At 49.9% G+C, this 22152-nt stretch carries 19 protein-coding genes and 3 rRNA genes; all 22 read right to left on the bottom strand.

What is annotated here, in order from left to right; translation table 11 throughout:
• Positions 1-150 carry a hypothetical protein gene (locus AC8GFK_RS03350; RefSeq protein WP_506625742.1) on the bottom strand — a complete coding sequence of 50 codons (150 nt, stop codon included), beginning with the start codon at positions 148-150 and terminating at the stop codon, positions 1-3.
• On the bottom strand, positions 147-473 hold the full coding sequence (locus tag AC8GFK_RS03345; protein ID WP_506625741.1) for a hypothetical protein: 327 nt from the start codon (positions 471-473) through the stop codon (positions 147-149). The genes AC8GFK_RS03350 and AC8GFK_RS03345 overlap by 4 nt, the downstream gene beginning before the upstream one ends.
• A gap of 26 nt (positions 474-499) precedes the next feature.
• A complete protein-coding gene (locus tag AC8GFK_RS03340; RefSeq protein WP_506625740.1) occupies positions 500-916 on the bottom strand; it encodes a single-stranded DNA-binding protein in 417 nt (138 codons plus the stop codon).
• Between the two features lie 33 nt (positions 917-949).
• Positions 950-1924, bottom strand: a complete 975-nt coding sequence (locus AC8GFK_RS03335; RefSeq protein ID WP_506625739.1) for a tetratricopeptide repeat protein — start codon at positions 1922-1924, stop codon at positions 950-952.
• Between the two features lie 116 nt (positions 1925-2040).
• Positions 2041-2157: ribosomal RNA gene (rrf, locus tag AC8GFK_RS03330) — 5S ribosomal RNA — on the bottom strand.
• A gap of 122 nt (positions 2158-2279) precedes the next feature.
• Positions 2280-5371 (bottom strand): 23S ribosomal RNA (locus tag AC8GFK_RS03325).
• Between the two features lie 295 nt (positions 5372-5666).
• A 16S ribosomal RNA gene (locus tag AC8GFK_RS03320) occupies positions 5667-7179 on the bottom strand.
• The 16S, 23S and 5S rRNA genes sit together here, the layout of an rRNA operon.
• Positions 7180-7660: 481 nt before the next feature.
• On the bottom strand, positions 7661-8929 hold the full coding sequence (tyrS, locus tag AC8GFK_RS03315; RefSeq protein WP_506625738.1) for a tyrosine--tRNA ligase: 1269 nt from the start codon (positions 8927-8929) through the stop codon (positions 7661-7663).
• An 8-nt stretch (positions 8930-8937) separates the two neighbouring features.
• Positions 8938-10365, bottom strand: coding sequence for an argininosuccinate lyase (argH, locus tag AC8GFK_RS03310; protein ID WP_506625737.1), 1428 nt, complete (start codon positions 10363-10365; stop codon positions 8938-8940).
• Positions 10365-10844 carry an arginine repressor gene (argR, locus tag AC8GFK_RS03305; RefSeq protein WP_506625736.1) on the bottom strand — a complete coding sequence of 160 codons (480 nt, stop codon included), beginning with the start codon at positions 10842-10844 and terminating at the stop codon, positions 10365-10367. The genes argH and argR overlap by 1 nt, the downstream gene beginning before the upstream one ends.
• Entirely contained in the window at positions 10837-11994 is a 1158-nt protein-coding gene (locus tag AC8GFK_RS03300) for an acetylornithine transaminase (protein ID WP_506625735.1), read from the bottom strand. The genes argR and AC8GFK_RS03300 overlap by 8 nt, the downstream gene beginning before the upstream one ends.
• Complete coding sequence (gene argB / locus AC8GFK_RS03295; RefSeq protein WP_506625734.1) at positions 11991-12776, bottom strand: acetylglutamate kinase; 786 nt, start codon at positions 12774-12776, stop codon at positions 11991-11993. The genes AC8GFK_RS03300 and argB overlap by 4 nt, the downstream gene beginning before the upstream one ends.
• Complete coding sequence (gene argJ, locus AC8GFK_RS03290) at positions 12773-13918, bottom strand: bifunctional glutamate N-acetyltransferase/amino-acid acetyltransferase ArgJ (RefSeq protein ID WP_506625733.1); 1146 nt, start codon at positions 13916-13918, stop codon at positions 12773-12775. Before argJ ends, argB begins: the two co-directional genes overlap by 4 nt.
• On the bottom strand, positions 13915-14934 hold the full coding sequence (argC, locus tag AC8GFK_RS03285; protein ID WP_506625732.1) for an N-acetyl-gamma-glutamyl-phosphate reductase: 1020 nt from the start codon (positions 14932-14934) through the stop codon (positions 13915-13917). Before argC ends, argJ begins: the two co-directional genes overlap by 4 nt.
• A 38-nt stretch (positions 14935-14972) precedes the next feature.
• A complete protein-coding gene (gene pheT / locus AC8GFK_RS03280) occupies positions 14973-17429 on the bottom strand; it encodes a phenylalanine--tRNA ligase subunit beta (protein WP_506625731.1) in 2457 nt (818 codons plus the stop codon).
• A complete protein-coding gene (gene pheS / locus AC8GFK_RS03275; RefSeq protein ID WP_506625730.1) occupies positions 17430-18437 on the bottom strand; it encodes a phenylalanine--tRNA ligase subunit alpha in 1008 nt (335 codons plus the stop codon).
• 10 nt (positions 18438-18447) lie between these two features.
• On the bottom strand, positions 18448-19233 hold the full coding sequence (locus tag AC8GFK_RS03270; RefSeq protein ID WP_506625729.1) for a TrmH family RNA methyltransferase: 786 nt from the start codon (positions 19231-19233) through the stop codon (positions 18448-18450).
• 13 nt (positions 19234-19246) lie between these two features.
• Positions 19247-19606 (bottom strand): 50S ribosomal protein L20, encoded by a 360-nt coding sequence (gene rplT / locus AC8GFK_RS03265; protein ID WP_017955365.1) that lies wholly within the window; start codon positions 19604-19606, stop codon positions 19247-19249.
• A gap of 12 nt (positions 19607-19618) precedes the next feature.
• Complete coding sequence (gene rpmI / locus AC8GFK_RS03260) at positions 19619-19816, bottom strand: 50S ribosomal protein L35 (RefSeq protein ID WP_095531484.1); 198 nt, start codon at positions 19814-19816, stop codon at positions 19619-19621.
• 34 nt (positions 19817-19850) lie between these two features.
• Positions 19851-20480 (bottom strand): translation initiation factor IF-3, encoded by a 630-nt coding sequence (gene infC, locus AC8GFK_RS03255; RefSeq protein ID WP_095673492.1) that lies wholly within the window; start codon positions 20478-20480, stop codon positions 19851-19853.
• A 176-nt stretch (positions 20481-20656) separates the two neighbouring features.
• Positions 20657-21424 (bottom strand): enoyl-ACP reductase FabI, encoded by a 768-nt coding sequence (gene fabI / locus AC8GFK_RS03250; RefSeq protein ID WP_095673491.1) that lies wholly within the window; start codon positions 21422-21424, stop codon positions 20657-20659.
• A gap of 2 nt (positions 21425-21426) precedes the next feature.
• On the bottom strand, positions 21427-22140 hold the full coding sequence (gene fabG, locus AC8GFK_RS03245) for a 3-oxoacyl-ACP reductase FabG (RefSeq protein ID WP_506625728.1): 714 nt from the start codon (positions 22138-22140) through the stop codon (positions 21427-21429).
• Between the last annotated feature and the right edge of the window lie 12 nt (positions 22141-22152).

Here is a 22152-nt window from a genome sequence, read left to right as displayed (position 1 = left end):
TTAGAGGTTATCGATTGACTTGAGTGACTCTTGAAGTTTTTCGTGGAGCGCCTCAAAACGTGCTGAATGTTCAGAGAGGTCGCTGGCATCAATCTCTTCAAGTTCTGTACGAATTTCTTGAACGAGGTCTACTTCATTCTCTTCTGTCATCGACTTGCCGCCTTCTTTGTAGGTGCCTTCTTAGCAATCTTCTTAGCTGGAGATTTCTTTGCAGCCTTCTTAGCTGGAGATTTCTTCTTCAAAGCAGCGACTTCCTTTGCAAGAGCATCAAACTCTTCGCGCTTTACAAAACCCATCTTAAGGACAGCAGCTTCTACCTCTTCGTGAATCTTTGCTCGCACTGATTCTGCGCTCTCGTGCGCCCAATCGTTGAGAGCGGTGGCGATTTCAGCAGGTGTGCGTTCGCCGTCAGAGAGTTTCTGGGCATAGCTCTTGAGGGTTGAGAAGATCTCGGTGATAGGGGCTTTTGCCATGACGTAAGAGTATCGATTCCATACGACTAGAGGCGGACAATCTCAGCAGCCTCAATCTGCCAACGGCTGGCAACGCCAGTTGGGCTCTGCCAGAAACGGCGGTGAATCGAGCCTGAAACTTCGATCCACTCATCGCCTTCGAGGGTAAGAGCTGCCTTTCGCATCTTTGCGCTCCAGGCTGCGATATCGAGGGTGTCGACGCCTTCTCGTTCAGAGCGAGTCACAATCAAACGAAATTCAACAACCTTATCTCCGCTTGGCAATTCTTTAGTAGTTGCTGGAGCTGAGACTCGGCCTCGAAGGAGCAAATCATTGAGTGAATAATCAACTTCTTCTTCAATCTGCTCGCTCTTCTTCTCAGTCTTCTTAGCAACGCTCTTTGTGGCAGCCATATAAACCCTTTCAATAGATGAAGGGGCGATGATTGAGTATTGCTCTGACAAACTTTCAGAGTTTAAGAGAGTGTGTGGATATCTCTACTTCTGTGAACGTTCGCGCGCATCTGTCTCGTCATCAGGATCGAGATCTGCACACTTCGAAAACCACTCGCGCGCTTCTTCAGAACGACCTGCAGCTTCAAGTGCATCTGCGTATGCGTAGCGAAGACGGAATGCCCAATCTTCACTCTCATTCTTTAACTCTTTACATTGCAACGTGACAACAGCTGCATCAAATTCACCAAGATCGCGACGTGCACCGGACGCGACGATGCGCATTTCGATTTCTTCAGGCTTTGCCAATCGCTTGACCTCGTCAGAACCAGCCAAATTCAGGGCTTTTAGAGGGTTTCCTAGACCGCGTTCGCAATCAGCCATTACTGGCCACATCGAAACATCGCCAGAGATTCGATTTGATGCACGCAACTCCTTCAGCGCGATTTCATAATGACCTGCACGATATGCGGCATACCCTGCGGTCTCGCGAACTACTGCAAGACGTCCTGCATGGTGCGCAGCAGCAACTGCATGTTTATGAGAAAGTTCAGGATCAATATCCATATAGAGATTTACGCAGACCATATGGCGAGCCACAACTTTTGCATTCTCAGCAGAGAGACTTAGTAGCTCTGCGCGAACGCTCTTCTCGAGCTCTTCACCTGTTACATCTTCAGGAATATCTGGTTCAAAGATGCGTGGACGAATTCGTGATTGGTCTCGTTCCTGTGGAGCTGGACGAAACCCGCGTGGATCGCTGACATCACGGCCCTGTGAAACTTGACGTGTTGCGCCAGCGCGGTCATCGCGACCACCACGAGCTGGACGATCTTCGCGAGATTGCGGGCGAGAAGATGAAGGTCTGGATGAAGATGGACGGCCAGAGCTTGGACGATCCGATGATGGGCGACCGCTCGATGGTCTTGATGAAGATGGACGCGAAGAAGGGCGACCGTTTGATGGTCGCGCTGGTCGATCGCTGCTTGATCGATCGCTGTTGCGTGGACGCTCTTCCATTGCTTACTCCAATATTTTTTAGTTAAGTTTAACTTCTACATTTCTAAAGCGTTGTAAAAACGTTTGAGAAATAAAAAAGGGGCGCTTAAAAATAAGCGCCCCTTTTTATAAAAGAAGTCCGGCGACGTTCTACTCTCCCACAAGGTCACCCGTGCAGTACCATCGACGCTGAGAGGCTTAACTTCCGGGTTCGGAATGGGACCGGGTGTTTCCCTCTCGCTATGGTCGCCGAAACGCTATTGAGTTTTTGGCATGAACCTACGAAAAGTAAGTCTGATCAAAAATTAATTTGATCTACTTATTCGTGGTTCTCGACCGTATCTCGAGAACCACACAGTGGACGCGTAGCAACTTTGTAGTTAAATCCTCGGCCTATTAGTAGTGGTCAGCTCCAAGCCTTACGGCTCTTCCACTTCCACCCTATCAACCCAGTAGTCTCCTGGGGGCCTTACTTGGTAAACCAATGAGAAACCTAATCTTGAAGCGAGCTTCCCGCTTAGATGCTTTCAGCGGTTATCCCTTCCGAACGTAGCTAATCGGCGGTGCTCCTGGCGGAACAACCGACACACCAGAGGTTCGTCCGACCCGGTCCTCTCGTACTAGGGTCAGCCCTTCTCAAGTTTCTTACGCGCACAGAAGATAGGGACCGAACTGTCTCACGACGTTCTGAACCCAGCTCGCGTGCCTCTTTAATGGGCGAACAGCCCAACCCTTGGGACCTACTCCAGCCCCAGGATGAGACGAGCCGACATCGAGGTGCCAAACCTTGCCGTCGATATGGACTCTTGGGCAAGATCAGCCTGTTATCCCCGGGGTACCTTTTATCCGTTGAGCGACGGCGCTTCCACAAGCCACCGCCGGATCACTAGTTCCTGCTTTCGCACCTGCTCGACATGTCTGTCTCACAGTTAAGCTCCCTTGTGCACTTACACTCGACACCTGATTGCCAACCAGGTTGAGGGAACCTTTGAGCGCCTCCGTTACTTTTTAGGAGGCGACCGCCCCAGTCAAACTACCCACCAGACACTGTCCCTGATCCGGATTACGGACCGAGGTTAGAAGTTCAAAACGATCAGAGTGGTATTTCAACGATGACTCCACAAACACTGGCGTGCCCGCTTCAAAGTCTCCCACCTATGCTACACAAACCGTTCCGAACACCAATATCAAGATATAGTAAAGGTCCCGGGGTCTTTCCGTCTTTCTGCGCGTAACGAGCATCTTTACTCGTAATGCAATTTCGCCGAGTTTACGGATGAGACAGCGCTCAAGTCGTTACGCCATTCGTGCAGGTCGGAACTTACCCGACAAGGAATTTCGCTACCTTAGGATGGTTATAGTTACCACCGCCGTTTACTGGGGCTTAAGTTCTCAGCTTCGCCTTGCGGCTAACCAGTCCCCTTAACCTTCCAGCACCGGGCAGGCGTCAGTCCGTATACATCGTATTGCTACTTCGCACGGACCTGTGTTTTTGGTAAACAGTCGCTTGAGCCTGGTCTCTGCGGCCTTCCAACGCTTCGGAGGAAAACTCCTACACGTCAAAGGGCCCCCCTTCTCCCGAAGTTACGGGGGCATTTTGCCGAGTTCCTTATCCATAATTATCTCGATCGCCTTGGTATTCTCTACCTGACCACCTGTGTCGGTTTCGGGTACGGGTCACTTATTTTCTCGCTAGATGCTTTTCTTGACAGCATAGGATCATCCACTTCGCCTTACGGCTCGGCATCAGCTCTCAGGCATGTGTTACGCGGATTTGCCTACGTAACGCCCTACGACCTTACCCCGGGACAACCATCGCCCGGGCTGGACTGCCTTCCTGTGTCACACCATTGCTGAACTACTACAACACTGGGTCAGCGGTTCCATCAATCTGACAAAAGCCAGATCAACTTCACGGCCTTAGCATTAGTTGCCTCGTCCTGGGCGAAAATAAGCGAGTACTGGAATATCAACCAGTTGTCCATCGACTACGCCTGACGGCCTCGCCTTAGGTCCCGACTTACCCTGGGCGGATTAGCCTGGCCCAGGAACCCTTGGTCTTTCGGCGGAGGGGTTTCTCACCCCTCTCTCGCTACTCATGTCTACATTCTCACTTGTGTGGCTTCCACGGCTAGATTCCTCTGCCGCTTCACCAGCCACACAACGCTCTCCTACCCATCCAAGCCCCTGGATCTTGCGATCGGGGTAGTGCTTGAATGATAGAACTTCGGTGCTGTGCTTGAGCCCCGTTACATTGTCGGCGCGAAATCACTTGACCAGTGAGCTATTACGCACTCTTTTAAGGGTGGCTGCTTCTAAGCCAACCTCCTGGTTGTCTATGCGACTTCACATCCTTTTCCACTTAGCACAGGCTTTGGGACCTTAGTTGCTATTCTGGGTTGTTTCCCTCTCGACCATGAAGCTTATCCCCCACAGTCTCACTGCTGCGCTCTCACTTACCGGCATTCGGAGTTTGGCTGATGTTGGTAATCTTGTAGGACCCCTCGACCATCCAGTAGCTCTACCTCCGGTAAGAAACACGCAACGCTGCACCTAAATGCATTTCGGAGAGAACCAGCTATCACGAAGTTTGATTGGCCTTTCACCCCTACACACAGCTCATCCCCTAATTTTTCAACATTAGTGGGTTCGGTCCTCCACGCGGTCTTACCCGCGCTTCAACCTGGCCATGCGTAGATCACCTCGCTTCGGGTCTAGATCGTGCTACTGAATCGCCCTATTCAGACTCGCTTTCGCTACGGCTTCCCCTCGACGGGTTAACCTTGCAACACGACACTAACTCGTAGACTCATTCTTCAAAAGGCACGCTGTCACAACTTTCGTCGCTCCAACGGCTTGTACGCACACGGTTTCAGATTCTATTTCACTCCCCTTACGGGGTTCTTTTCACCTTTCCCTCACGGTACTAGTCCGCTATCGGTCATCAGAGAGTATTTAGGCTTAGCGGGTGGTCCCGCCAGATTCATACCGAATTCCTCGAGTTCGGTATTACTTGGGATACCAGTAAAGAGTTAACTAAGTTTCGACTACGGGGTTCTCACCCTCTATGACTGGCTTTCCCACACCATTCATCTACCTAGCTAGTTTTTGACTCTTTGATCAAACGGCAGTCTGATCTAACTGGTCCCACAACACCGATACTGCAACGCCTGCCGGCTTGGCACAGTATTGGTTTGGCCTCTTCCGTTTTCGCTCGCCACTACTAACGGAATCACGGTTGTTTTCTCTTCCTGTGGGTACTGAGATGTTTCACTTCCCCACGTTCCCTTTATCCACCCTATATATTCAGGTGGAAATAACTGGACATTACTCCAGCTGGGTTTCCCCATTCGGAAATCCTCGGATCAAAGCTCGTTTGACAGCTCCCCGAGGCTTATCGCAGCCTACTACGTCCTTCATCGGCTTCTGATGCCAAGGCATCCGCCATGTGCGCTTAATAATTTTTCCACAAAGATGCTCGCGTCCACTGTGTAGTTCTCAAAATACGGGCGGTACTCAATAAGAGTTGAGACTTACGAATAAATTCGCAGTATCTCTTCTTATTAAGTCCAGAGGTTTGGCGCTAGCCGTCCCCTCAGGACCCAACAACGTGCCTAGTTGAAATTCGATAAACGCTAATTTTCCACTCCTCAAAAGGCTGTACTAATTGCGAAATCTTAAATAAACCTAAGTCAATGCTCCACTTATGAGCCGAGTAGTTTAATGAAGCTAACTATTAGCTTCTCTACTCGATGCTCCTTAGAAAGGAGGTGATCCAGCCGCACCTTCCGGTACGGCTACCTTGTTACGACTTCATCCCAATCACCGATCCCACCTTTGGCAGCTCCCTCCTTGCGGTTGGGCCACTGACTTTGGGTGTTACCGACTTTCGTGATGTGACGGGCGGTGTGTACAAGCCCCGGGAACGTATTCACCGTAGCGTTGCTGATCTACGATTACTAGCAACTCCGACTTCATGGGGTCGAGTTGCAGACCCCAATCCGAACTGAGACTGGCTTTCTCGGATTCGCTCCACCTTGCGGTATTGCAGCCGTTTGTACCAGCCATTGTAGCATGCGTGCAGCCCAAGACATAAGGGGCATGATGATTTGACGTCATCCCCACCTTCCTCCGAGTTAACCCCGGCAGTCTCCTGTGAGTCCCCAACTAAATGCTGGCAACACAGAACGAGGGTTGCGCTCGTTGCGGGACTTAACCCAACATCTCACGACACGAGCTGACGACAACCATGCACCACCTGTATACAGACCTTGCGGCTATGACATCTCTGCCATATTCCTGTATATGTCAAGCCTTGGTAAGGTTCTTCGCGTTGCGTCGAATTAAGCCGCATGCTCCGCTGCTTGTGCGGGGCCCCGTCAATTCCTTTGAGTTTTAATCTTGCGATCGTACTCCCCAGGCGGGGCGCTTAATGCGTTAGCTGCGTCGCACAAACCGTGGAAGGTTCGCACAACTAGCGCCCACCGTTTACGGCGTGGACTACCAGGGTATCTAATCCTGTTCGCTCCCCACGCTTTCGCTCCTCAGTGTCAGTATTGGCCCAGAGACCTGCCTTCGCCATCGGTGTTCCTCCTGATATCTGCGCATTCCACCGCTACACCAGGAATTCCAGTCTCCCCTACCAAACTCTAGCTCGACCGTATCGGATGCAGGTCAGGGGTTGAGCCCCTGATTTTCACATCCGACGTATCGAACCACCTACGAGCTCTTTACGCCCAATAATTCCGGACAACGCTTGCACCCTATGTATTACCGCGGCTGCTGGCACATAGTTAGCCGGTGCTTCTTCTGTAGGTACCGTCACTTTCGCTTCTTCCCTACTGAAAGAGGTTTACAACCCGAAGGCCTTCATCCCTCACGCGGCGTCGCTGGGTCAGAGTTTCCTCCATTGCCCAATATTCCCCACTGCTGCCTCCCGTAGGAGTCTGGGCCGTGTCTCAGTCCCAGTGTGGCCGGTCGCCCTCTCAGGCCGGCTACCCGTCGTCGCCTTGGTGAGCCATTACCTCACCAACAAGCTGATAGGCCGCGAAGTCATCTTCAACCGAAAAACTTTCCAGCCCCGATCATGCGATCAAGGCTCATATCCGGTATTAGCCCCGGTTTCCCGGAGTTATCCCAGAGTTGAAGGCAGATTCTTCACGTGTTCCTCACCCGTTCGCCGCTAATTCACACCCGAAGGTGCTTCATCGCTCGACTTGCATGTGTTAAGCACGCCGCCAGCGTTCGTCCTGAGCCAGGATCAAACTCTCCATAGAAAGTTTTGTTCATGGCTTACGAGACAAACAAACTGTCGTTTATTTTGTCTTTACCAAAGGAAATCAACGAGTATTTCCAGACGCTATAAATAGTGTCTGGTACATACTTCATTGAAGTATTTATTTAGAGAATGGCGAATTAACACCATTCTCTGGCATTGACTTATGGCACGCTGTTGAGTTCTCAAGGTACGGATGCGCACTGCTTTGCGGAATCTCTTCCACTTTTCAGGGCAGACCGCCAAATCTAGTCCATGGCTACGCGCACGTCAAAACGGCGGTAATGGCCTTAATCTGGAGGAAATGCTGTACGACCACTTTCGTGTCCGTTCCACAGCAAGGAGCGTAACTATAGGTCTCTCCCCCATACAGGTCAAATCGGGGTCCTGGCGATCACCCCGAATTGGCCAAATTGGGTCGAAATATGAAAAAACCCCACTTTTATGCGTAAAAAGTGAGGTTTTTTGGGGTAAGAATTTACTTAAATGAACTCGACAGCCGCCAAGTCTCTCTTGCCTTTACGTAAAACTGCATATTTTCCGCATAAAAAGTGGCTTTTTTCGAGGCGGAAATCTTCGCCAGAGATCTTCTCATTATTGAGATATGCGCCACCTTCTTTAACAATGCGACGGGCGGCCGATTTTGAGTCCACAACGCCAGTGGCTGCTAAGAGATCTACCCATGTTGGAATCTCTTCGCCACTTTTTACTTGAGTTCGTGGAAGTTCTGCAAGGGCAGCAGACAAAGTTGCTTCATCGAGTTCGGTGATATCACCTTGTCCGAATAGTGCACGTGCAGCTGCTTCTACGCGCTGTGCAATCTCTGGGCTATGAACCAGTGAAGTTAATTCGCGTGCGAGTTCGCGATGCGCTTCACGCGCACCAGGATTTTCATTATGTGTTTTTTCAAGCGCTTCAATCTCTTCACGTGATTTAAATGAAAAGACCTTAATAAACTTGATGACATCTTTATCATCTGAATTCAGCCAGTATTGGAAAAATGCATAAGGCGAAGTCATTTCAGGATCAAGCCACACGGAACCACCTGCAGTCTTACCAAACTTTGTTCCATCGGCTTTTGTAAGCAACGGAACAGTAAGTGCATGTGCTGATCCACCTTCTGCGCGACGAATCAGATCGAGCCCTGCGGTGATATTTCCCCATTGATCTGAACCACCGATTTGAAGTGTGCAGTTATAGCGACGATAAAGTTCTAGGTAATCCATTGATTGCAGAACCTGGTAGGAAAATTCAGTGTATGAAATTCCATCTTTTTCAAGACGGGTAGAAACTGAATCCTTATTGAGCATCTGGTTAACACTGAAGTGTTTTCCAATATCACGAAGAAATTCAATCGCGGACATTGGAGCAGTCCAGTCGAGGTTATTAACCATCTCTGCTGGATTCTGCTTTGTTTCAAAGTCCATAAATTTGGAGAGTTGACCCTTAATGCGATTGACCCACTGTTCGACGACTTCAGTGGTGTTCAAAGTTCTTTCATCGTTTCTACCGCTTGGATCTCCAACCAGACCGGTCGCTCCCCCAACCAAAGGAAGCGTGTGGTGTCCTGCCAACTGGAAGCGGCGGAGAACGAGGAGTACTACAAGGTTTCCAACGTGAATGCTGGGCGCAGTTGGGTCGGTGCCTAAATAGAGAGTGACTGGCTTCTTGAGAGCTTCGCGTAGCTCTTTTTCATCTGTGGTCTGCGAGATAAGCCCGCGCCATTTGAGGTCATCGATTAGGTCAGTCATGTCGTTTTTCACGCACCCATCATCTCTGAGAAGGCCTTTGCCTTGTCGGTGAATTCTTTCGAGTAGGAAGCAGTGATTGCTGTCGACTCTTTGATCTGCTGCTTAAAGGATGAAGGTGAAGTGCCGCCTACAGTCGTGCGGGATTCAAGTGCGCCATTGACTGTCAATACATCACGCACATCGCCCTTGAGCGATGGATGAATCGCTGCAAACTCTTCATCAGTGAGTTGATGCAGCTGGCGCCCTGATGTTTCGCACATCGCAACGCACTTACCGGCAGCTTCATGAGCGTGAGCAAATGGAACCTTTGCTTGAACCAAATAATCAGCAATCTCTGTTGCGAGTGAGAATCCGAGAGGAGCAGCAAGTGCCATTTTCTCGCGATCGAAATCCGTTGTGGCAACCATTCCTGTCACTGCAGGAAGAACTAGAAGCACGGTATCAATCGAATCAAAGAGAGGTTCTTTATCTTCTTGGAGATCTCGGTTGTAAGCGAAAGGCAAACCTTTCAGCATGGTGAGAACGCCGGTGAGGTTTCCAACTAGACGTCCCGCTTTTCCACGAGCAAGTTCAGCCATATCCGGATTCTTCTTTTGAGGCATGATTGACGAGCCAGTTGAATAAGCATCTGCAACTTTCGCCCAACCGAATTCAGTTGTTGCCCAGATGCACCATTCTTCGCCGATGCGAGAAAGGTGGATGCCGACCATGGAAAGAATGAAGAGCGCTTCAGCAACGAAGTCGCGATCAGATACGCCATCAATTGAATTTGCGGCACTTGATGTAAAGCCAAGGTTCTTTGCAGTTACCTCAGGTGAAAGTGGAAGCGATGAACCAGCCAGCGCACCTGATCCCAATGGACTAACGAGTGCGCGATCAAGCCAATCGTTGATGCGATCGAGATCACGAGAAAAACCTTGTACATGCTTTGCAATCTCGTGACCGAAAAGCACGGGTTGCGCATGCTGTAAATGAGTAAAACCTGGTGCTGGAGCATCTCCATATTCAGATGCCTTTGCGATGAGTGCGTTTTGTAGCGCTAAAACTTGCTGGGCAACTTCGATCATGTGATCGATGGCGTAAAGGCGAAGGTCAGTTGCTACTTGGTCATTACGTGAACGACCAGCGCGAAGAGAGCCTCCGATGGCGCCCAACTTCTCAGTTAATCCACGTTCAAGAGCGCTATGAACATCCTCATCGGTCTCGTTTGCGACGAATTTTCCAGAAGCAACTTCAGAGATGAGCTCTTTCAAAGCTCCGCGAATAGGTTCAGCTACGGAATCTTCAAGCAAGCCGCTCGACTGAAGAACGGCTAAGTGAGCAAGTGAAGAACGTAGGTCATAAGGCGCCAGTCGCCAATCAAAGTGGACGCTGCGAGAGAGCGCGAAGACAGCATCAGCTGGTGTTTCAGAAAAACGTCCGCCCCAGAGCGCCATTATTTGCTACCTCTTCCACTTCTTTTGATTCCACCGTAAGCGAGCAATTCTTTCGCGAGTTGGGCTCCACCCGTCGCTTTTCTCGATACAACGAGAACCGTGTCGTCGCCTGCAATCGTGCCAATAATCTCGGAAATTCCAGAATGATCGAGTGAACTCGCAAGCAGCTGCGCTCCCCCAGGTGGGGTGCGAACTACGGCCAGATTTCCGCTCGCCTCAACAGAGATGATCAAATCAGAAGGAACGGGCATAGTGCGCGAGATTGATTCATCGTCACTATTTGAAATCTTGTAGATAGATTCTCCAGATGAAGAACGTCCGCGGACCGCGCCAATCTCTTCAAGGTCTCGACTTGCCGTTGCTTGAGTGACCGCGAAGCCAGCCTTCTTTAACTGCTTCACCAAATCTGATTGCGAATGAATGAGGCCTGCCTTAATGAGTGAAATCGCCTTTGCTCTACGAGCGGTCACGCTAGACATGGGATACCTCTTTCATGGCTTGGCTGAAAATCACGACAAATTTCTGGGCCTGTTTCATTGAGACATTGAGGGCAGGCGCAATGCGAATAGTTGAATCTCCTGGTGCATTAATCAGGACGCCAAGATCTTGGCACTTCTTCGTTAACGCTTTGGCAACCGGTGCATTGAGCGTTAATCCGATGAGTAGTCCTGCACCGCGAACTTCGGTTACACCTGGAATAAGAGCGAGCTCGGTCAAGAGGTACTCACCAACTTCATTAACATGAGAAAGAATTTTCTCTTTCTCAATTGAGGTTATAACTGCAAGCGCTGCTGCAGTTGCAACCGGGTTGCCACCAAAAGTTGAGCCGTGATCGCCGGCAACGAAAAGTCTTGAAGCAGAACCAAGTGCAATCATCGCGCCCAGTGGCAGTCCCCCGCCAAGTCCTTTAGCCAAAGTGATCACATCAGGTTTGACACCCGAATATTCATAACCGAACCAATCTCCGGTGCGACCCATGCCTGTTTGGACACAGTCGAAAACTAAAAGCGCACCGTTATCGTCGCAGTATTGACGCAAATTCTTGAGATAGTCACTCGGTGGAACGATGACACCTGCTTCACCCATAATCGGTTCAACAATGACCATTGCAGTCTTCTTTGTGATGGCGCGCTTCATCGCAGCAGAGTCACCGAATGGAACATGCTTGATGCCCTTTATAAGTGGCTTGAAAGGGTTTCTCTTTGAAGGTTGCCCAGTAAGTGAAAGCGCTCCCATGGTGCGACCATGGAATGCCTCTTGAGTTGCCACCACCTTGTACTTTCCTGTCTTGCGAGAGAGCTTTAATGCTGCCTCATTAGCTTCAGCTCCTGAGTTACAGAAGAAGACACGTGCGCTTTTATCACCGGTTAACTTCTGAAGTTTTTCGGCAAGTTCTAGAACATTGGGATGAGCGTAGAAATTACTTACGTGTCCCAACGTTGAAATCTGCTTCGTAACTGATTTAACAATTGCAGGATGCGCATGTCCCAATACATTGGTCGCAATTCCTGCCAAGAAATCGAGATAAGTATTGCCATTGACATCCTTTACGACTGATCCCTTGCCAGAGACAAGTTCGATTGTCGGAGTTCCGTAATTATCTTGAAGTGCCTTCTGCCAACGCTTCATGCAACCACCAACGTTCCGCCCACACCTAAGAGGGCATCCTTGAGAGCCGATGGATTTGTTCCATCGATAATTCTTACTGCTTTCGCGCCTGCTTCAATTGCTTCAAGGCAAGCCTGAACCTTTGGCGCCATTCCTTCAGCAAAACTTCCCTTAATCGAATCAAGTTCTTCTGCAGAGATTGAACCAATCAGTGAGCTCTTATCCGGCCAACTCCTATAGATACCTTCGACATCCGTCATAATGATCAACCATTGGGCATCAAGTGCTCCTGCTATTGCTGCAGCAGCTAAATCGGCATTGACGTTAAATCCATGAGTGCCATCTTCGCTTGTAGCAATCGGCGAGATGACAGGAACACTGCCAGTAGATACAAGCTCTTTGATTGCCTTTGGGTTTACTGAAGTAACAACACCGACTAAACCTAAATCCGCTGGAGTTCCATCAACGAGTGTTGTCAGAGCTGTGGCAACCAATGTTCCTGAAGTTCTGCCAGATATCGCAACAGCGTTCACTTCATGTTCCTTCAGTGACTGCGCCACGGACGGTCCAACTTCGCCTGCCAAGACTCGTTCAACAACGGTAAACGTTTCAGGAGTCGTGACTCTGAAACCGCCTATAAATGAGGATTCGATACCTGCAGCTTTGAGAGCCTCGCCAATTTGAGGACCCCCGCCATGAACTACGACAGGTGTAACGCCAGAAGAAATTGCTTCAGCTATAGCTTTAGCAAAACCTCCATGTTCATCAGTCATTGCGTGACCACCGAATTTGATGACGATCATGTTGAATATGCCGAATTCTCGTGAACATAATCATGCGATAGGTCGTTGGTCATTACTGTGGCCGTAGCGCTACCCATATTGAGATTTACCTCAAGGTTTACCAGGCGTTCTGCAAATGAGACCAAGTTCTTATCCTCGTATGGTGCTGATTCCTTAGCCACATGAATGCCATTCAGAATCACATCAATGTTTAGTGCATCCATTTGAGCATCTGCCGTTCCGACAGCGGCAAGCACGCGACCCCAGTTTGGATCCGCACCGAAAATTGCGCATTTAAGGAGATTGTTTCTTGCGCAGGCACGCGCAACTTCTACAGCTTCACTTTCAGTTACAGCGCCCTTGATTGTGATTGCGACAGTCTTGGTCGATCCTTCAGCATCGGCAATAAGTTGAGATGAAAGAGAGCCGCAGATATCCATTAAAGCGTTCTCGAACTCGCTCTCTGAAAGTGACACTCCTGAGGCTCCGCTGCCCATGAGAAGCACTGTGTCATTTGTTGAGGTACAGCCATCTGAATCGATGCGGTTGTAAGTACGATCAGTGACCCGGGTGAAAATCTCTTGCGCATTGTTAGGTAATTGCGCGTCTGTCATTACAACTGAAAGCATTGTCGCTAATGCAGGTGCCAACATTCCAGCTCCCTTCGCAATTCCCGCGAATTCAGCACCGTTCACTGAAGTTGTCGCAACTTTTGGGACGCTATCTGTGGTCATGATTGCTCGAGATACATCATCAAGTGAATCTGGCTTGAGATTTGTGGCAATCGATTCAAGTCCTGAGAGAATCTTTGGCATTGGTAGAAGTTCTCCAATGAGACCCGTGGAGCAGACAACTACCTCACCAGCCGAAACTCCCAATAGTTCGCCGACCTTTTCCGCAGTCTTATGAGTGTCTGCGAATCCTTGAGGACCTGTGCATGCATTGGCTCCGCCAGAGTTGAGAACAGCAGCGCGTACGAGCTTGCCCTTAGTTACTTCACGTGACCAAATAACGGGTGCCGCAACGACTTTATTAGTTGTGTAGACGGCGGCTGCATCGAAATGTGGTCCTAAATTTTCAATAATTGTGAGGTCAAGTGCGCCTGTCGATTTAAGTCCCGCAGCGATTGCAGCGCCTCTAAATCCTTTAGGTAGCGACTTCATACGCCTAGGCCATCAAAACGCAGCCCCGCTGCCTCATCGAGACCACACATAAGGTTCGCATTCTGAATTGCTTGTGCTGCAGCACCTTTTCCAAGGTTATCGATGGCCACTGAAATAACTAGACGCGAAGTGTGATCGTCGACTGCAACTTGAATCTGCACGTGATTTGTACCGGTAAGAGCTGCAGTCTTTGGCATAACTCCGATTGGTAGAACGGTAACGAATTGCGAGTCAGCGAAGTACTTCACATAGAGACTATGAGCCTCTTCGGTTGTCATTGTCTTAACTAACTTGGCTGTGATTGTAGAAAGGATTCCGCGCGGCATTGGCGCAAGGATTGGAGTGAAGGAGATTTTTGCTTGCGTTCCGGAAATCTTGGTGAGCGTTTGCTCAATCTCAGGCGTGTGCTGATGTACTCCCCCGAACTTGTAAGAGGTGAGCGAACCAGCGACTTCACTTGCAATGAGATTAATCTTCGCGCTTCTTCCTGCACCAGTTGTGCCCGAAGCTGCGACTACAACCAAATCCGATAGATCAGCGATAGAAGCTGCTGGCGCCGCGCCCAAAGCAATGGATGTCGCATAGCAACCAGGGTTAGAAACCTTTGTTGATTGAGAAATCTGGCTCTTAAATGGCTCAATGTCGGCTAACCCATAAGTCCAAGAGCCGGCATAGTCACCACCGTAATACTTACTCCACTGATCAGCGCTCTCTAATCTGTAATCAGCTCCGAGGTCTACAATCTTTGAAGTAGTCGGAAGCTGAGCAATAACCTTGGCAGATTCGCCATGCGGAAGAGCCAAGAAGATGAGATCACATGAAGCAAAATCGTTCGGATCAAATGCGCTGAATTTCTTGCCCGCATAACTCTGCAACTGTGGGTGCACCGATGTGATCAACTCCCCCGCATTGGAGTGAGCCGTAATGGCAGTTACTTCAAAATGAGGATGGAAAGCTAAAAGACGAAGAAGTTCGCCTCCTGCATAGCCACTAGCGCCTACAACACCGATTTTCATGGACCGACAATAGCATAATTATGCAAATGTGTGCATAATTATGCAGTACGGAGAACGGCCCCAGTTGCCTTTACCGCGGCAGCGACTGCGGATTCACGCATCTCAGTTACCTCTGCGCCAGTCAGTGTTCGATCAGGTGCGCGGAATACGAGTGAGAAAGCTAAGGAAATCTTGCCGTCTCCTAGCTTGTCGTAGCGGTCAAAGAGGGTGATGGATTCAAGGAGTTCGCCTGCTCCATCGCGCAGTGCTGATTCAACCTGAGATGCAGTGACATCAGCGTTAACAATCAGTGCAACGTCCTGAAGAGCAGCCGGCATAGTGCCAACCGTTGTGGGGCGAATGATTTCTGAATCTGGAAGCGCGCTTAAGCCAACTGCGAATGCAACAGATCGTTCAGGTAGACCGTACTTAGCAACGATACGTGGGTGGAGTTCACCGGCGTGAGCCACGGCTTTTCCGTCGACAATGAGTTCGGCGCAACGACCTGGGTGCCAAGGCGCAAAATCGGAACGCTTTACTGTCCACTCGAGATTACAGAGTTGGAGAATGTCTTGGGCATAAGCGATTGCATCCTGCCAGTTGTAGGCACGAGCCTTTCCTTGCCAATCTTCATTCTCAACTTTTCCAACTAGCAAACCAGCAACGTGATAAGCCTGAGGTGGAACGCTGGCAAAAATCTCGTCGATAACCTTCTGGTCTGGGCGCTTAGACAAGTCGGGTGAAATGAATGGCACTAGCTTCTGTGAGCTACGGAAAATTGAACCCATTTCGAAGATGGCAAAGTCTTTAGCGCCACGGCTGATGTTGCGCTGAGCCACTTCAATGAGTCCAGGAACGAGGTGCACACGCATCAATGGGAACTCTTCAGACATTGGATTAGCGATGCGATAAGTGGAAGCGCGTTCGCCAACGAAGCCCATCGATTCGATTGTCTCTTGGTTGGTGAAAGGGAAAGTTTGCACTTCAGCCAAACCTCGACTTGCCAGCATCTGCGCAACTGCACGACGTCGCTTCTGTGTCGAAGTCAAAGATGCGTGCTTAGGGCGCGGTGGAAGAATTGATGGAATCTTGTCGTAGCCAATCATGCGCGCTACTTCTTCAGCGAAGTCTGCAGATGTCAGAAGATCTGAACGCCATGATGGTGGGTCGACTTCAAAAGTTTTCTCATCTACGTCGCAACCAATTGTGCGAAGGATTTCTGCAATCTGCTTCGGTGTTACTTCTACGCCGAGAATGCGCGAAATAAAGGCAGGGTCCACTTTAACGACAGGTGCGAAGCGAGGCTCACCATCAATAACCGTAGCAACGTGCTGCGCAGAGCTATTCTCGGTAAGTAATTGAACAAAGCGAGCTGATGCGAATTGAGCAAGTGATGGATCAACGCTTCGTTCGAGACGACGCGAAGCTTCAGATGACAACTTATGACGGCGTGAGTTCTTAGCGACGCATACCGGATCGAAACGAACAGCTTCTAGCGCAATATCTGTCGTTGTTTCAGAAATTTCAGATGACGCCCCACCCATTGTTCCGGCGAGAGCAAGAGGTTGCGCATCATCACAGACCATAAGATCATCAGGATCTAGTTGACGCACTTGGCCATCAAGAGTGGTGAATGGTTGCGCCTTGCCTGCGCGTTTAATCGTGAGACCGCCCTGAATCTTTGACTTATCGAAAGCGTGAAGTGGTTGACCGAGTTCGAGCATGACGTAGTTGGTCACATCTACTACGAGAGAGATTGAACGCATCCCCATCTTCTCAATGCGACGACGCATCCAGAGTGGTGTTGTTGCCGATGGATCGAAATTCGACAGTGTTCGAAGGTAGAAGACAGATGCTGTGGCGGGATCTGCAATCTTTGCGCTGACACCCTTGCCTGTCTCTGGGAAGGTAAGGGTGCGTAGCGCTTCAACAGGATCGGTAAATTTCAGCCCTAGTGAGCCAGCCACTTCGCGGGCAATTCCACGAATGCTAAGTGCGTATCCACGATCAGGATTCACTGCAACGTCGAAGATGACATCGTTAATCATCAGACCAGCAATAGCATCATCGCCAATCTTTACTGTGCCTTCCGCGAAAGTCATGATTCCTGAGTGATCATCACCCAGTCCAAGTTCGCGAGCTGAGCAGATCATTCCATTTGAAGTTTTGCCGTATGTCTCGCGCGCTCCGATGGCAAAATCACCAGGAAGTACTGCACCGGGAAGAGCAGCAACAATGAGGTCACCAACTACGAAGTTGGTGGCGCCACAAATAACGTAACGGGTCTCCTTTTCACCGCAGTCGAGACCGACGTAGCGAACTGGCTTCTTAAACTCAGTAAGTTCTTCAATGCTGAGAACCTTTGCAAAGACGAGAGGACCTGTGAGATCAGATCCCTGCTTGATGATCTCTTCTACTTCAAAACCCACTCGAATGAGCGCATCAGAGATTTCTTCAGCGGTAATTGATGCGGGAATTTCAACAAACTCTTTTATCCAAGATAACGGTGCGCGCATTTAGAGTCCGACTCCAAACTGACGAGTGAAGCGGAGGTCGCCTTCGACGATGTCGTGCATGTCGGTGATTCCATGACGAACCATGAGAGTGCGCTCGAGGCCCATTCCGAATGCGAAGCCGGTGTAAACCTCGGTATCGATTCCACAAGTAGCAAGAACCTTTGGGTTAACCATTCCGCAACCGCCCCATTCAATCCAGCGGCCGTTGAAGAAGATATCTACTTCAGCACTTGGTTCGGTGAATGGGAAGAACGATGGACGAAGTCGAGTAACGACGTCAGGGCCAAACATGTGTTGAGCAAAGTTATCGAGAGTGCCTTTGAGGTGCGCCATAGTGATGCCCTTATCAATCACGAGGCCTTCAACCTGATGGAAGACCGGGCTATGAGTTGCATCGAGTTCGTCGGCACGGAAAGTGCGACCAGGGCAGATCATATAAATCGGCGGTTCTTGAGTAAGCATCGATCGAATCTGCACCGGCGAAGTTTGAGTACGAAGAACTACACCCGAATCAATGGGCTCGATAAAGAATGTATCTTGCATGGTTCGAGCTGGGTGATCTGCTGGAATATTGAGAGCATCGAAATTGAGCCATCCTGATTCAAGTTCAGGACCTTCTTCTACTGAGAATCCTTGTTCGATAAAAAAATCTGAAACTTCATTCTTGATGATTGAAATGGGATGGAGTCCCCCGCGGTGTGTGCGTTGAACTGGCAATGTAATGTCAACGACTTCTTCAAGAAGAACCTTGGCATCGCGCTCTGCTTCAAGCTTTTCGGTTGCTGATGCAAGCGCCCTTGCGATTTCACCCTTGGCATCTCCTATGAGCTTTCCAGCAGAGGCCTTCTCTTCAGGAGACAAAGAACCAAGCGCACGGCTAGCTAAAGAGACTGGAGCCTTATCGCCTGTATGTGCAAGGCGGGCGACTTTGAGGGCGTCGAGATCAGATGCGGCAGCAAAAGCCTTCTGGGCATCGCTTATCCACGATGCAATATCTGCCGGATTCATGGGGGTAATTCTAACCTGCGACCTTTGAAGAAAGGGTGAACATTACGATGGAAGCGGCTGCAGATAAGTTGAGGCTTTCGGCACGTCCAGCCATTGGAATAGTTACCTCAGTGACATCCGCTCCAAGATCTGCAGCACTTACTCCCCTAGCTTCATTTCCAAAGATTGCGATGCAATCGCCTGGAATTGTGAGATCAAGAATTGAAGTGCGGGCATGTGAAGAAAGTAGAAACTTTTGAATCCCTGGGAATTGCTTTTCGACGCGGTCGAATGCAACGCCTTCATAGACCGGGATGTGCCATAAAGAGCCGGCAGTTGAACGCACCACCTTTGGCGAAAACATATCGACTGAATCAGGGGAAGTAATGATGGCCGAAATCCCCATTGCATCTGCTGTACGCAGAATAGTTCCAGCATTTCCTGGGTCCTGAATTTCATGGAGGTAAATAAAAGTCGATGTTCCGGTTGCGCCGAGTTCGGAGAAAGTAGATTCTGGCTTGTAGCAGAGTGAGATGAGACCTTGTGGTGAGACTGTGTCAGACATCGCCTTCATAACCGCATCGTTCACTTCAACGATTTCAACGGAACCAAGATCTAACTCAGAAATCTTCGAGAGACCATTTTCAGTTGCGTAGAGAATCTTTAACTGCGGACCATTTTGTGAGGTCAACGCTTCTCGTGCACATTGCACGCCTTCAGCCACAAAGAGTCCTTGTTCACGACGTTCTTTTGCGCCCTTAGAACCAATAAGAGCCTTCACTCGCCCAACGTGCGGCGAATGAAGGCTCTCAATCATTGGTATGAATTACTTAAGCTGCAGGAAGGTTCTTGCGTGCAACATCCACGAGAACCTTAAATGCTGCTGGATCGTTTGTTGCGATATCTGAAAGAACGCGACGATCTACTTCAAGACCAGATGCCTTAAGGCCCTGGATGAAGCGGTTGTATGTCATTCCGTTTTCGCGAGCTGCAGCGTTAATACGCTGAATCCATAGCTGACGGAAATCGCCCTTCTTGTCCTTGCGGTCATTGAAGGCATAAACCATTGAGTGCGTTACTTGCTCCTTCGCCTTTGTGAAAAGACGTGAACGCTGACCGCGATATCCGGCTGCGCGCTCGAGGGTTGTGCGACGCTTCTTTGCTGCGTGTACTCCGCGCTTTACTCTCATTGGTCGACTCCCTTACTTCAAACCAAGCATGCGCTTGGCTGTCATTGTGACTGTTGCTTTTGCTGATGACTCTTGGCTCAAACGACGAGTAACGCGTGATGACTTGTGCTCCAAAAGGTGGCGCTTGCCTGCACGCTCGTGCATGATCTTTCCTGAACCTGTGACGCGGAAGGTCTTCTTCGCACCACTGTGGGTTTTCATCTTTGGCATTTATCTTCTCCTGTTACTTCGTCGTTGTTAAAAACTACTGTGCAGCTGCTTCTTCAGCAGCCTTTTCCTTGGCAGCTCGCGCCGCTTTCTGTTCAGCTACCGCTTCGGTCTTCTTCTTCGTTGGCCCTAGGACCATCGTCATCTGTCGACCTTCTTGCTTAGGAGCGAACTCCACGAATGCAATCTCTTTTACATCTTCTGCAAGACGCTGCAAGAGTTTGAATCCAAGCTCTGGACGTGTCTGTTCACGGCCACGGAACTTCATCGTGATCTTCACCTTGTCGCCACCCTTGAGGAACTTCTCGACTGCTGACCGCTTTGTCTCGTAGTCGTGATTTTCGATCTTTGGCGTCATGCGCACTTCCTTCACCACGATGTGGGTCTGGTTCTGACGTGCTTCGCGAGCCTTCTGTGCTTCCTGGTACTTGTACTTGCCGAAGTCCATGATCTTGCACACTGGTGGATTTGCTTCGGGTGCGATCTCTACGAGATCGAGTCCGATTTCATCTGCCATAGCTAGCGCTGCTTCGATATCTACAACTCCAACTTGTTCACCGGTGTAATTGATGAGACGAATTTGGGGTGTGCGGATACGGTCATTGATGCGCGGTTCTGTTGTGATTTCTGCTCCTATGTTTGTTCTTGAGTATCCAAGTCGCTGCATGAAATTGCGCACCGCACATAGGAAGCAATTGGCCCGCAAGGACCGAATTACTTACCGACGAACCAATCCGCCTAAGCAGAAGAGGTGGGAGCGGTGAGCTCCTCTTGCAGTAGCTGGGCTACTGGTCTGGGGTAAAGGTTACCCGAGGGGGCTGGGAATGAAAAATCCGAGCGTGCCTAGGCGCCCATGCCGTGAAGTCCGCCATCGACATGGATGATCTCAGCAGTGGTCTTTGGGAACCAATCACTCAACAAGGCAACAGCTGCCTTAGCTGCAGGAACTGGATCTGTGACATCCCATTCAAGTGGACTGCGATCGTTCCACACCTTTTCAAATTCATCGAAGCCCGGAATCGACTTTGCAGCCATGGTGCGGATTGGGCCTGCGGCAACGAGATTGATGCGAACATTTTCAGCACCTAAATCGCGAGCTAAGTAACGTGAAGTTGATTCAAGCGCTGCCTTAGCAACGCCCATCCAGTCGTACTTGGGCCATGCAACCTGAGCGTCGAAATCGAGGCCCACAACAGATGCGCCATCCTTAAATGTTGGACGACATGCCATTGTCAGAGATTTGAGCGAGTACGCAGAGATATGAACTGCAGTTGCGACATCTTCCCAAGCAGTGTTGAGGAAGTTGCCACCAAGTGCTGCTTCGGGAGCAAAACCAATCGAGTGCACTACGCCATCGAGATGAGGAACGTGCTTGCGCACTTCATCTGCCAAACCATCGAGGTGTTCTTGGCTCGTGACATCGAGTTCGATGATTGGCGCAGGTTGTGGCAAGCGTCCCGCGATGCGAGTCGTGAGGCTAAGTGCGCGACCGAAGCCAGTGAGGACAACGTTGGCGCCTTCTTCTTGAGCAATCTTGGCGATATGGAAAGCGATAGATCCATCGGTGAGAACACCGGTAACGAGGATATTTTTTCCTTGGAGTATGCCCATATCTAGTGACCCATTCCTAATCCGCCATCGACAGGAATGATGGCACCAGTTATATAACTTGCTTGTGGCGATGCAATAAATGCAACAACATCTGCAATCTCTTCAGCCGAGCAGAAACGACCCAGCGGAACTTGCGCCGCAATGTCTGAGCGGCGCTTTTCATCGAGCTCGGCTGTCATATCAGTTTCAACAAACCCTGGAGCGATAACGTTTGCAGTGATTCCGCGACTGCCGAGTTCGCGCGCAAATGATCGCGCCATTCCAACGAGACCTGATTTCGAAGCCGAGTAATTTACTTGTCCAGCAGCGCCTACTCCCCCGACTACTGAGCCGATAAAAATCAGACGACCACGCTTTAATTTCAGTAAGCCTTTAGTTGCTCTCTTTGAAACACGGAAAGCGCCGGTGAGGTTTGCGTTAATGACGCTTTCGAAATCTTCATCGCTCATTCGCATTACGAGAGTGTCTTTAGTTATTCCGGCATTAGCCACGATGATTTCTGGTTGACCAATCTCGGCTTCAATCTTTGCAAAGCCGGCATCAACACTGGCTGAATCCGTGACATCCATCTGAACTGCATCGAAACCAGTGGGTGGAGTTCCGCTTCGGTATGTGATGACAACTCGGTGACCCGCGGCCTTGAGGGCGGTAGCGATTGCTAAACCGATTCCGCGATTTCCGCCGGTTACAAGTGCGATTGATGTCGAGTCGCTCATGAGAGAAAACTA

The sequence above is a fragment of the Planktophila turicensis (SeqCode) genome (genome assembly GCF_965234405.1).
In the GTDB taxonomy this organism is placed as follows: domain Bacteria; phylum Actinomycetota; class Actinomycetes; order Nanopelagicales; family Nanopelagicaceae; genus Planktophila; species Planktophila turicensis.
Note: the sequence above shows the minus strand (reverse complement) of the source record. Positions and strands in the feature narration are given on the sequence as shown.

Bases quoted from the DNA above. Each gene is read 5' to 3' on its own strand.
- AC8GFK_RS03350 (WP_506625742.1), bottom strand. From the start codon at position 150: ATGACAGAAGAGAATGAAGTAGACCTCGTTCAAGAAATTCGTACAGAA.
- AC8GFK_RS03345 (WP_506625741.1), bottom strand. From the start codon at position 473: ATGGCAAAAGCCCCTATCACCGAGATCTTCTCAACCCTCAAGAGCTAT.
- AC8GFK_RS03335 (WP_506625739.1), bottom strand. From the start codon at position 1,924: ATGGAAGAGCGTCCACGCAACAGCGATCGATCAAGCAGCGATCGACCA.
- tyrS (WP_506625738.1), bottom strand. From the start codon at position 8,929: ATGACTGACCTAATCGATGACCTCAAATGGCGCGGGCTTATCTCGCAG.
- argH (WP_506625737.1), bottom strand. From the start codon at position 10,365: ATGGCGCTCTGGGGCGGACGTTTTTCTGAAACACCAGCTGATGCTGTC.
- argR (WP_506625736.1), bottom strand. From the start codon at position 10,844: ATGTCTAGCGTGACCGCTCGTAGAGCAAAGGCGATTTCACTCATTAAG.
- AC8GFK_RS03300 (WP_506625735.1), bottom strand. From the start codon at position 11,994: ATGAAGCGTTGGCAGAAGGCACTTCAAGATAATTACGGAACTCCGACA.
- argB (WP_506625734.1), bottom strand. From the start codon at position 12,776: ATGATCGTCATCAAATTCGGTGGTCACGCAATGACTGATGAACATGGA.
- argJ (WP_506625733.1), bottom strand. From the start codon at position 13,918: ATGAAGTCGCTACCTAAAGGATTTAGAGGCGCTGCAATCGCTGCGGGA.
- argC (WP_506625732.1), bottom strand. From the start codon at position 14,934: ATGAAAATCGGTGTTGTAGGCGCTAGTGGCTATGCAGGAGGCGAACTT.
- pheT (WP_506625731.1), bottom strand. From the start codon at position 17,429: ATGCGCGCACCGTTATCTTGGATAAAAGAGTTTGTTGAAATTCCCGCA.
- pheS (WP_506625730.1), bottom strand. From the start codon at position 18,437: ATGAATCCGGCAGATATTGCATCGTGGATAAGCGATGCCCAGAAGGCT.
- AC8GFK_RS03270 (WP_506625729.1), bottom strand. From the start codon at position 19,233: ATGATTGAGAGCCTTCATTCGCCGCACGTTGGGCGAGTGAAGGCTCTT.
- rplT (WP_017955365.1), bottom strand. From the start codon at position 19,606: ATGAGAGTAAAGCGCGGAGTACACGCAGCAAAGAAGCGTCGCACAACC.
- rpmI (WP_095531484.1), bottom strand. From the start codon at position 19,816: ATGCCAAAGATGAAAACCCACAGTGGTGCGAAGAAGACCTTCCGCGTC.
- infC (WP_095673492.1), bottom strand. From the start codon at position 20,480: ATGCAGCGACTTGGATACTCAAGAACAAACATAGGAGCAGAAATCACA.
- fabI (WP_095673491.1), bottom strand. From the start codon at position 21,424: ATGGGCATACTCCAAGGAAAAAATATCCTCGTTACCGGTGTTCTCACC.
- fabG (WP_506625728.1), bottom strand. From the start codon at position 22,140: ATGAGCGACTCGACATCAATCGCACTTGTAACCGGCGGAAATCGCGGA.